Below are 9,984 nucleotides of genomic sequence, written 5' to 3'. Positions count from 1 at the left end.
GGGGCCCTTGCCCCCAAAACCGCCGGGGCCCGCAACCGTGGGGTAGCCGGGCCCCAGGCGCTATTTCCTTGGTGCTTAGCCTTCGATGGCGACCGGTGCGGGCTCGCCCTCGATCTGCGGGGTTCCGCCTTCGCCGTGGAAGGTGAACGTCGCATCGTCGCCCTCGCCCTCGACGTCGACCTTGATGTGCTGGCCGGCGACCAACTCGCCAAAGAGGATCTTCTCCGAGAGCTGGTCCTCGATGTCGCGCTGCATGGTCCGGCGCAGGGGGCGGGCACCCATGGCCGGGTCGTAGCCGCGTGTCGCCAGCAGGACGCGGGCGGCCTGGGACAGCTCGATGGTCATGTTCCGGTCCACCAGGCGCTTCTTCAAGCGGCCGAGGAACAGGTCCACGATCTCCACGATCTCGTCCTGGGTCAGCTGCGGGAAGACCACAACGTCGTCAACACGGTTCAGGAACTCGGGGCGGAAGTGCTGGCGCAGCTCTTCCTGGACCTTGGCCTGCATCCGGTTGTAGCCGGTCTTGGTGTCGGAGGACGACTGGAAGCCAGTCATCACACCCTTGGAGATGTCGCGGGTGCCAAGGTTCGTGGTCATGATGATCACGGTGTTCTTGAAGTCGACCACGCGGCCCTGGGAGTCGGTCAGGCGGCCGTCTTCCAGGATCTGCAGCAGCGAGTTGAAGAGGTCCGCGTGGGCCTTCTCGACCTCGTCGAAGAGCACCACGGAGAACGGGCGGCGGCGGACCTTCTCGGTGAGCTGGCCGCCTTCCTCGTAGCCAACGTAGCCCGGAGGGGCACCGAAGAGACGAGAGACCGTGTGCTTTTCCGAGTACTCGGACATGTCCAGGGTGATCAGCGCGTCTTCCTCACCGAAGAGGAACTCCGCGAGCGCCTTGGCCAGCTCGGTCTTGCCGACGCCGGTGGGGCCGGCGAAGATGAACGAACCACCGGGGCGGTTCGGATCCTTCAGGCCTGCACGGGTGCGGCGAATGGCCTGGCTGATGGCCTTGATGGCCTCGTTCTGGCCGATGACCCGCTTATGCAGCTCATCTTCCATGTTCAGCAGGCGCGTGGATTCTTCCTCGGTCAGCTTGACGACCGGGATGCCGGTGGAATTGGCCAGGACCTCGGCGATCAAATCGGCGTCAACCTCGGCGATCTCGTCGAGCTCACCGTTCTTCCAGGCCTTTTCCTTCTCGGCACGGGCTTCCTGGAGTTTGCCTTCCTTGTCGCGCAGCGACGCGGCTCCCTCGAAGTCCTGTGCGTCGATGGCAGCTTCCTTCTCCAGGCGGACCGTGGAGATTTCCTCGTCCATCAGCTTGAGCGCCGGAGGGGCGGTCATGCGGCGGATTCGCAGGCGGGCTCCGGCCTCGTCGATCAGGTCGATCGCCTTGTCCGGCAGGAAGCGGTCAGAGATGTACCTGTGCGCCAGTTCCGAGGCCGCCGCCAGGGCGCCATCGGTGATGGACACGCGGTGGTGGGCCTCGTAGCGGTCGCGCAATCCACGCAGGATCTGCGTGGTCTGCTCGACGGAAGGCTCCTTGACTTGGATCGGCTGGAAGCGGCGTTCGAGGGCGGCATCCTTCTCGATGTGCTTGCGGTACTCGTCAAGAGTCGTGGCACCAATGGTCTGGAGCTCACCGCGGGCCAGCATCGGCTTGAGGATCGAGGCCGCGTCGATTGCGCCCTCGGCCGCGCCGGCAGCGACGAGGGTGTGGATCTCGTCAATGAAGAGAATGATGTCGCCTCGGGTGCGGATTTCCTTGAGGACCTTCTTCAGGCGTTCCTCGAAGTCACCGCGGTAGCGCGAACCGGCAACCAGGGAACCAAGGTCAAGGGTGTAGAGCTGCTTGTCCTTGATGGTTTCCGGGACATCTCCACGCACGATCGCCTGGGCCAGGCCCTCGACGACGGCTGTCTTACCGACACCCGGTTCACCGATGAGCACGGGGTTGTTCTTGGTGCGACGCGAGAGGACCTGCATGACGCGTTCCATCTCGAATTCGCGGCCGATGACCGGGTCGAGCTTGCCTTCGCGGGCTGCGGTCGTAAGGTTGCGGCCAAACTGGTCGAGCACTGCCGAACCGGCCGGGGTGCCTTCGCTCTGTCCACTGGAACTGACGCCGGCACCGGCGGTTTCCTTGCCGCCCTGGTAACCGGAGAGCAGCTGGATGACTTGCTGGCGCACACGAGACAGGTCGGCGCCGAGCTTCACCAGGACCTGGGCTGCAACGCCCTCGCCCTCGCGGATCAGGCCGAGCAGGATGTGCTCGGTGCCAATGTAGTTGTGGCCCAGCTGCAGGGCTTCGCGCAGCGAGAGCTCAAGAACCTTCTTGGCCCGTGGGGTGAAGGGGATATGACCGGAAGGAGCCTGCTGGCCCTGTCCGATAATCTCTTGGACCTGCTCACGCACGGCGCCAAGGGAAATGTTCAGCGACTCAAGGGCCTTGGCCGCTACTCCCTCGCCCTCATGAATGAGGCCGAGCAATACGTGCTCGGTTCCGATGTAGTTGTGGTTGAGCATGCGCGCCTCTTCTTGGGCAAGCACGACAACGCGACGGGCACGGTCGGTAAATCTCTCAAACATGCGGCACACTCCTAGCTAACACGTATTTCGATGCTACGCATCAATTTGGGGCTCGTGTTGGATGTTCGCCCAAGGGATAACATTGTTCACCCTCGGCGTTCTTCTTCGCGTTAAACAACGCTGGGGGATCTGATCCATTGAATGGATCCGATCCCCCAGCGTTTATTCCCTATCCCCACAGCGGCCGGGAGCCCGCGGGCTCACCAGATGTATCAGGCGTCGAAAGTTTTACTTGGACTTGGAACGTGACTTCTTCGCCTGGGCAGCGTGGTAGGCGGCGATGACATCGGCCTGCAAGCGTCCACGGGCATTGACCTTGACGTTGTTCTCCTTGGCCCAGGCGCGGATGGCCGGGGCTTCCTTCGGAGTGAACTGCTTCGAGGTGCGCGCGACCTTGATGTACGGCTTGAAAGCCGCACGGAACGCCTCTGCATTTTCCTCATTGAGGTCAATTTCATAATGCTGTCCGCCGATGCCGAATACGATGGATTCGATTGCCTCGGAACCGTCGATATCATCAATCAATGCAATTTGGACCTGACGTGCCATTAGCTTCTCCTTGCCGTGGTGGGAATTCACATGAACACATTAACGGTTTGTGCCCATGCGGGTACCCATATCATAATCACAACTATGGATCATCCAGCAAGTGGGAATTCAGATATTAGGCTAATTATCAGCTTTCGGGCTTTTGTTGTCCTCGTGCTGCGCGGCTAATTTAATTTGCGCGTCCACTTTGGCTTCCGCAGCACGCTCACTGCGATCCACATTGGATACTGCACGAATGACAAACCAAAAGACCAGCGCAACAACAATTGTTGGAAGAATTGCCTCGATATACGGCATATTAAGCCTCCGGCTTGAGCAGTGGGAAGAGGATGGTTTCTCGAATTCCCGTGTCGGCAAAGAGCATGACCAGACGGTCAATGCCCAAACCAATGCCGCCCATTGGCGGGGCGCCGTATTCAAGAGCGCGAAGGAAGTCCTCGTCCAGCTGCATGGCCTCGTCATCGCCGTCGGCGGCCATGCGGGACTGCGAGGTCAGGCGCTCACGCTGGATCACCGGGTCGATCAGCTCGGAGAATGCGGTTCCCCGCTCCATCCCACCAATGATTAGGTCCCAGGCCTCGATGATTCCTGGCTTGCTGCGGTGCGGACGGGCCAGCGGCTGTGCAGCCGGCGGATAGTCAAACACAAAGGTCGGGTTGATGAGAGTCGGTTCAACGATTTCACCAAACAATTCAATGACAAGCTTTTCGGCTTCCCATTTTGGATCGACTTTTACGCCGTGCTTTTCAGCAACTGCGCGCAGCGTTTCCACATCGGTGTCGGGAGTGATTTCCTGGCTCACGCCTTCGGAAAGTCCGGGGTAGACGCCCAGCCATGCCCATTCGCCGTCAAGGTCGATGGTGCCCTTTGACGTTTCGATTTGGCGGCCGGCCCCGATGGCGTCGGCGGCATTGAGGATGATCTCCTTGATGCGGTCGGCCATCACGAATTGGTCGGCATATGCCTCGTAGGATTCCAGGGTGGTGAACTCCGGAGAGTGCGTGGAATCCACGCCTTCGTTGCGGAAGATCCGCCCCAATTCAAAGACGCGGTCGATGCCGCCGACGACTGCACGCTTGAGGAACAATTCGGTGGCAATACGCAGCGTCATTGGCTGGTTAAACGCATTCAAATGCGTCTCGAATGGACGTGCAGAGGCACCGCCGTGTATCAGCTGCAGCATCGGGGTCTCCACCTCGACGTAATCCCGTGCATGAAGGGTGTCGCGCACCGCGCGCGTGATTGCCGCGCGCTTGTAGACCATTTCCCGGGCCTCATCACGCACGATCAGATCGGCGTAGCGCTGGCGCACGCGAGTTTCCTCGTTCAATTCCGCATGCAACACCGGCAGCGGGCGCAACGCCTTGGAAGCCATCTGCCAATCGCTGGCCATGACCGAAAGTTCTCCACGGCGCGAAGCGATGACTTCACCGGAAATGAGTACGTGGTCTCCCAGATCGACAAGGGCCTTCCAGTCGGCAAGCCGATCCTCGCCCACGTTGGCGAGGGACAGCATGGCCTGGAGCCGGGTGCCCGTTCCCTCGGGGCCGCCCTCCTGCAACGTGGCGAAGCACAGCTTGCCGGTGTTGCGCATGAAGACAATTCGTCCCACGATGCCGACCTGGATGCCTGTGGCTGTGTCCGGGGCAAGGTCCGGGAACTGTTCCCGAATCTCATGCAGCGAGTGAGTCCGGGCGACACCCACTGGATAGGCTTCTTCTCCACGGGCCAACAAGACGGCGCGCTTGTCCATGCGCACCTGGCGCTGGTCGTTGGTCTCGGGGGCGTTGGCTACTGGGGCAGTTTTTTCGGCAGTCACAATATCCAATTCTAGTCCGAATATTCTGCGCGCGGGTTGAGAGGTGTGGAGCAACACCCCAAGGTCTCTTTCGAACCCGGAATAGGATGGAGCGATCATGGAAGAAAGCATTCTGGAAACACCTGACGGCGGATCCCTGGCACTGTATTCATATGGCAACCCGAATGCTCCCGGGCACCGCCGGATCCTGGTTGTGGGAGGGGCTTTCCTGACCGCGCTAATCTACCGGCCGTTCGCCGCGGCCCTCAGTGCCCGGTTGGGACAGGACTGGACGGTGGATCTCTACGACCGCCGTGGGCGCGGAAACTCCACCGAGCAGCCTGCCGATTACTCGATGGGCACAGAGATCGCTGACGTGGCACTCATGCTGGAACACACCGGGGTCCAGAACCTCTTTGGCCATTCCCTGGGCGGGGCAGTCGTGCTCAACGCGGTAAGGAGCTTCCTGGATCCCGGGGCCTCGCGTGGCAACGGCCACGTGCCGAGTCGTCTTGCCGTCTACGATCCTGCCATCAATCTCGATTCCTCGATCGACACTGGGTGGTTGATGGCGTTCTCCGAAGACGTGGAGGCGGGAAGGAACAGCCGGGCACTGGCACGCATGCAGCGTGGCATGAAGTTCTCGCCTACCCTGAGCAAGGTTCCCGCGCCGATCCTTGCGGCTTTGCTGGCCGGGACCTCGCGCACCAAGGCCGGCAAGCTGTCCCGCGCCATGCTGCCCAGCGGGGTCGGCGAGCTTCGGGCCGCCCTCGAGGAGTCACAACCCGCAAGCAGCTTTTCGGTTCTACCGCCCAATACGCATTTCATGGCCGGTGCCAAAAGCGCAGGGTATTTCCGTTCGACGGCCCGCAAACTGCATGATGTGGTGCCGGGATCCACATACCTCGAAACGCCCAAGGGCATCCATGGTTCCGTTCCGGCAGCGTTCGGGGCCTTGCTCGATGACATCGGCGACTATTTCGCGCGATCGTAGCCCCGGCGGCAAAAATGCTTCTGCCGCCCCTGCACCCGAAGGGCAGGGGCGGCAGAAGCATTCGTGATTACCAGATCTTGACGCGGTCCTCGGGTTCCAGCCACATGCCGTCGCCGGGCTTGGTGCCAAAGGCTTCATGGAAAGCATCCATGTTCTTGGGTACCTGGTTGCAACGGAACTCACCCGGCGAGTGCGGGTCTGTGGTGATGCGGGTGACCATCGTTTCCGGACGGGTCAGAGTGCGCCAGCACTCTGCCCAGGAGTAGAAGAACCGTTGGTCCCCGTTCAGTCCGTCGATCACTTCGTCGGTTTCCACGCGCCGGGCCGCCAGGTCCAGCTTGTAGGCGGTGTATGCAATGCCCAGGCCACCCAGGTCGCCAATGTTTTCCCCGAGTGTGAGCTTGCCGTTGACATGGTGCTCCGGCGACTCCGGGGGCACCAGCGCCTCGTATTGGTCAACAAGCTTGCCGGTGAGCTTTTCGAAGGCTGTCCGATCCTCATCGGTCCACCAGTTCTTCAGCTCGCCGGTGCCATCAAACTGGGACCCCTGGTCATCGAAGCCGTGCCCGATCTCGTGCCCGATCACGGCACCGATGGCACCGTAGTTGGATGCGGCGTCCCGGTCGGCGTCAAAGAAGGGTGGGCGAAGGATTGCTGCTGGGAAAGCAATTTCGTTCAGCAACGGGTGGTAGTAGGCGTTGACCGTCTGCGGGAACATGAACCACAGCTCACGGTCCACGCCGTCGTCTATCTTCTTCAGTTCACGCAGGAACTCGAATTCGTTTGCCGCGGCGATATTGGTAATGACATTGTCGGCCACGGCGGAAATCGAGGAATAGTCGATCCACTCGTTCGGGTAGCCGATCTTGGGCCGGAACATGGACAGTTTTTCCAGCGCCTTGTCCTTGGTATCCGGGCTCATCCATTCCAGCTCGCCGATCGACTGGCGGTAGGCGTCAATGAGGTTGACGACCAGTGCGTCCATCTCGTCCTTGCTGCGCTGCGGGAAGTGCTCGGCAACGTAAAGCTGGCCGATGTCTTCACCCACGGCTCCCTCGGTGAACGCCACGCCACGCTTCCAGCGCTCGCGCAGCTCCTGGACCCCGGACAGCTTTGCGGAGTAGAAGGAAAAGTTCTCGTTGACGAATGCACTGGACAGGTATGGTGCGTTCGAGCGGATCAGCTGCACTGCCAGCCAGTGCTGCCATGATGCCAGCGGTTCACTGTTCAGCACCTGCTCGAGTCCCTTGAGGTAGCTTGGCTGCCAGACATCGACTTCGGCGAAATACTTCGCCTCGATTCCGGCACCGGAAAGCCATCCGGAAAGGGAAGGAATGTGCTCGAGGAGCGTTGAAGTGGTCATGAGGTTGTAACGGGCCTGGGCGTCGCGGCACTTGACCCTGTCCCAGTGGTGGGACGCCAAGGCGGTTTCCAAGGCGACCACGTCCCGCGCCGCAGCCTCGGTGCCGGTCAGTTCGCCAAGTGCCAGCAATCGGCCGAGGTGCTCCTGGTACTCGCCCAAGAGCTCTGCGAACTGCTCTTCACGGTAGTAGGACTCGTCCGGAAGCCCAAGCCCTCCCTGGATCAGGGTCAGCAGGTTTCGTTCCGGCGACCCGGCGTCCGAGCTGGCTCCGGCCTGGATGAATCCGGAAATACCACGGCGGAAGAATGATCCGCTGAGGCCGATGAGTTCTGCAATGCTAGTGGTGGCGTAGATGGATGCCAGGTCCGCACGAATGGGTTCAACGCCGCTGGCCTCGATCCGTTCCTCATCCATGAAACTTTCATAGAGGTTTGCGATGCGTTCCTTGCGCGCGTCCGTGGTTCCGTCAGCGCCACCCCGGTTCTCCTGGGCTGCCTCTATGATGGCCCGCACCGCCGCCTCGGAATCGTCGCGCAGCGCCATGAAGGATCCATAGCTACCCTGGTCCGCGGGTATCTGTGCGCTTGAGAGCCAGGCACCGTTGGCGTGGCGATACAGGTCGTCCTGCGGCCTGACATTGTTGTCACGGTGGTTCGCGCTTGCCGCCGGCTTCACGGTGCTGGTTGCAACTGACGAATCGGTGCTCATATTTGTCCTATCCATTCATCCGCGCGCACGCCGTGACCGCCTCCATCATCGCGGGCCGGCTCGCGTCGACACCGCGGGAAGCGCAAGGGCATACGCATCGTGTTCCACGTCTCAACGATTCACTGTACGCGTGTGAAGTAAGAATTTGAGATTATTTTCGTCGGTTACTCCAGCGGTGAAACGCAGTTGTTGCGGAATCGCCACATTCAGACATCGGCAACCATAGCGTCGGGAGTGGAGCGCGGCCAACCATGCCGGGAACCAGGGAATTGCACAACGTTATCCACAGACTGTGGATTGCAGCAACGAATCCACAGTCTGTGGATAACTTGGGGTGGGTGGTTAACGGGGAACGGCCCCCGGGGGCGTGTGCCTGGGGGCCGTGCGGTGGGGGTTTGGGGGTTAAACATCGGAACCCCCAAACACTGTGTGCTTGGGGGTTCCGGGACATTTATGTCCGGCGGTGACCTACTCTCCCACACCCTCCCGAGTGCAGTACCATCGGCGCAGTGGGTCTTAGCTTCCGGGTTCGGTATGGGACCGGGCGTTTCCCCCACGCTATGACCGCCGTAACTCTAGTACCGCGCATTCCTTATTCAGGAGTACTGGTGGCTTTATCGAGTCACAACAAGTGCTGTGGTTCTTCATCAATAACTATAGCGGAAGCCGGGACCCTGCGCGAACCAAACCGTGGCATCCGGCTCATGAGGGTAATCACAATCAGAAGTTCGTCGATCACAACGGCTTCGCCATGCGAATCGACGGCGGTTCGTAGCCCAGGGACTCATATAGTTTGCGGGCGCCGGTGTTGTAGCCAAACACATTCAGCCCCAGCTCAACGGCGCCGGCCGATTTCGCCTTCTGCTCGGCCAGAAGCATCGCATCTTTTCCGTATCCCCTGCGCTAGATAGGACTCGAAGATCTCAACGTCCCAGACCCACCACTTGCCGACATCGGCATCGGCTTGCGGCCCGATCCAAAGGTAGCCGACAATTTCGTTAACGGCGACGACATTACAAACCAGATGCTGCTCCCGAGGCTTCCCATTCGGGAAAAGTTGAGCAAAACTCTTCTCAGCTGCGGCGTGAGCCTCGGCGGCGGATTCGCCAGCCGCCATGCGGCTGACGACGTACTCGGCTGTGATGGAGACCAACCAGTCAGGGATATCCTTCGCGGGCATGGGCAGAAGGTGCGCGGTCATGGAATCAATCTATACAGCAATCGGGCAGAACGGCACTTCAGGGGATGGATCGTTGCCCTCCCTTCGGATCACTGTCCGCGCCCGTGCCTCGGTTGTATGCGCACGCCGGCCGCAACGACGTTGAATCCGTGTTCCGCAGAATCGAAACCATTGGACCCAACATGGGTGATGTGGACCCAAGCTGTCTGCCGGCGTAATCGCCAATACGAACAAGCGGGGTGAGGGCCTCTTCGCATTCGACTGTCAACATGGCGGGTACTTCAATGTCTAATGCGGCAAGCTGCGGTGGAATGGCCAACTCTACCCACCGGAGCCTGGTGCGATCTGGGCTCGCGAGCCCAACCTGTCTTATTCCACGACCCAATGATGTCGTTCGTACTCGTCCTTAGGCACTCGCATTGAAACTGTAATCATGGCGCCCGCTCTACTTAAAGTTACTGCGGTCGTGTATGTATGTTGCCGAGCAACATCCACTTCTCATCACCCAGTCGGCGGCGATTAGTCCTTGAATGACGGGCGGAGGTGGGGTGGAATCCACGCGCGCAGCCAGTCTCTTGTCATCGGCCGAGACCGAGAGGAACAACACCCACTTCTCGAAGTCATTGCGAGCTGCGTTGGTCGCCATCCGGTGGCGTTGCCAAGACCGTGACGGCACCGTCCCGGGGTGGGTGGTTAACGGGGAACGGCCCCCGGGGGCGTGTGCCTGGGGGCCGTGCGGTGGGGGTTTGGGGGTTAAACATCGGAACCCCCAAACACTGTGTGCTTGGGGGTTCCGGGACATT

At 60.7% G+C, this 9,984-nt stretch carries 8 protein-coding genes and 1 rRNA gene; 1 reads left to right on the top strand and 8 read right to left on the bottom strand.

Features of this window, described 5'->3' with window-relative positions; translation table 11 throughout:
* Positions 1–75: 75 nt before the first annotated feature.
* The 4 genes from ACLQ7E_RS06060 to lysS form a co-directional block, all read right to left on the bottom strand.
* Positions 76–2,589 (bottom strand): ATP-dependent Clp protease ATP-binding subunit, encoded by a 2,514-nt coding sequence (locus tag ACLQ7E_RS06060; RefSeq protein WP_411731673.1) that lies wholly within the window; start codon positions 2,587–2,589, stop codon positions 76–78.
* 228 nt (positions 2,590–2,817) lie between these two features.
* Complete coding sequence (locus ACLQ7E_RS06055) at positions 2,818–3,138, bottom strand: histone-like nucleoid-structuring protein Lsr2 (RefSeq protein ID WP_411731672.1); 321 nt, start codon at positions 3,136–3,138, stop codon at positions 2,818–2,820.
* 120 nt (positions 3,139–3,258) lie between these two features.
* Positions 3,259–3,435 (bottom strand): hypothetical protein, encoded by a 177-nt coding sequence (locus ACLQ7E_RS06050; protein ID WP_411731671.1) that lies wholly within the window; start codon positions 3,433–3,435, stop codon positions 3,259–3,261.
* Position 3,436: 1 nt separating this feature from the next.
* A complete protein-coding gene (gene lysS, locus ACLQ7E_RS06045; RefSeq protein WP_411731670.1) occupies positions 3,437–4,957 on the bottom strand; it encodes a lysine--tRNA ligase in 1,521 nt (506 codons plus the stop codon).
* A 97-nt stretch (positions 4,958–5,054) separates the two neighbouring features.
* Here lysS and ACLQ7E_RS06040 point away from each other — a divergent pair, with 97 nt between their 5' ends.
* The gene (locus tag ACLQ7E_RS06040; protein WP_411731669.1) at positions 5,055–5,930 is read left to right on the top strand and encodes an alpha/beta fold hydrolase; all 876 of its coding nucleotides are present in this window, start codon (positions 5,055–5,057) and stop codon (positions 5,928–5,930) included.
* A 67-nt stretch (positions 5,931–5,997) separates the two neighbouring features.
* On the opposite strand, the gene ACLQ7E_RS06035 is transcribed toward ACLQ7E_RS06040, so the two are convergent.
* From ACLQ7E_RS06035 to ACLQ7E_RS06020, 4 genes are all read right to left on the bottom strand, one after another.
* The gene (locus tag ACLQ7E_RS06035; protein ID WP_411731668.1) at positions 5,998–8,001 is read right to left on the bottom strand and encodes a M13 family metallopeptidase; all 2,004 of its coding nucleotides are present in this window, start codon (positions 7,999–8,001) and stop codon (positions 5,998–6,000) included.
* A 455-nt stretch (positions 8,002–8,456) separates the two neighbouring features.
* Positions 8,457–8,573, bottom strand: a 5S ribosomal RNA gene (gene rrf / locus ACLQ7E_RS06030).
* A 163-nt stretch (positions 8,574–8,736) separates the two neighbouring features.
* The gene (locus ACLQ7E_RS06025; protein ID WP_411731667.1) at positions 8,737–8,880 is read right to left on the bottom strand and encodes a hypothetical protein; all 144 of its coding nucleotides are present in this window, start codon (positions 8,878–8,880) and stop codon (positions 8,737–8,739) included.
* On the bottom strand, positions 8,837–9,202 hold the full coding sequence (locus tag ACLQ7E_RS06020; protein ID WP_411731666.1) for a hypothetical protein: 366 nt from the start codon (positions 9,200–9,202) through the stop codon (positions 8,837–8,839). Before ACLQ7E_RS06020 ends, ACLQ7E_RS06025 begins: the two co-directional genes overlap by 44 nt.
* Positions 9,203–9,984 lie beyond the last annotated feature (782 nt).

The organism is Paeniglutamicibacter sp., assembly GCF_046714615.1.
GTDB lineage: Bacteria > Actinomycetota > Actinomycetes > Actinomycetales > Micrococcaceae > Paeniglutamicibacter.
The sequence above is the reverse complement of the archived record's forward strand: the minus strand, read 5'-3'. Positions and strand labels throughout refer to the sequence as shown.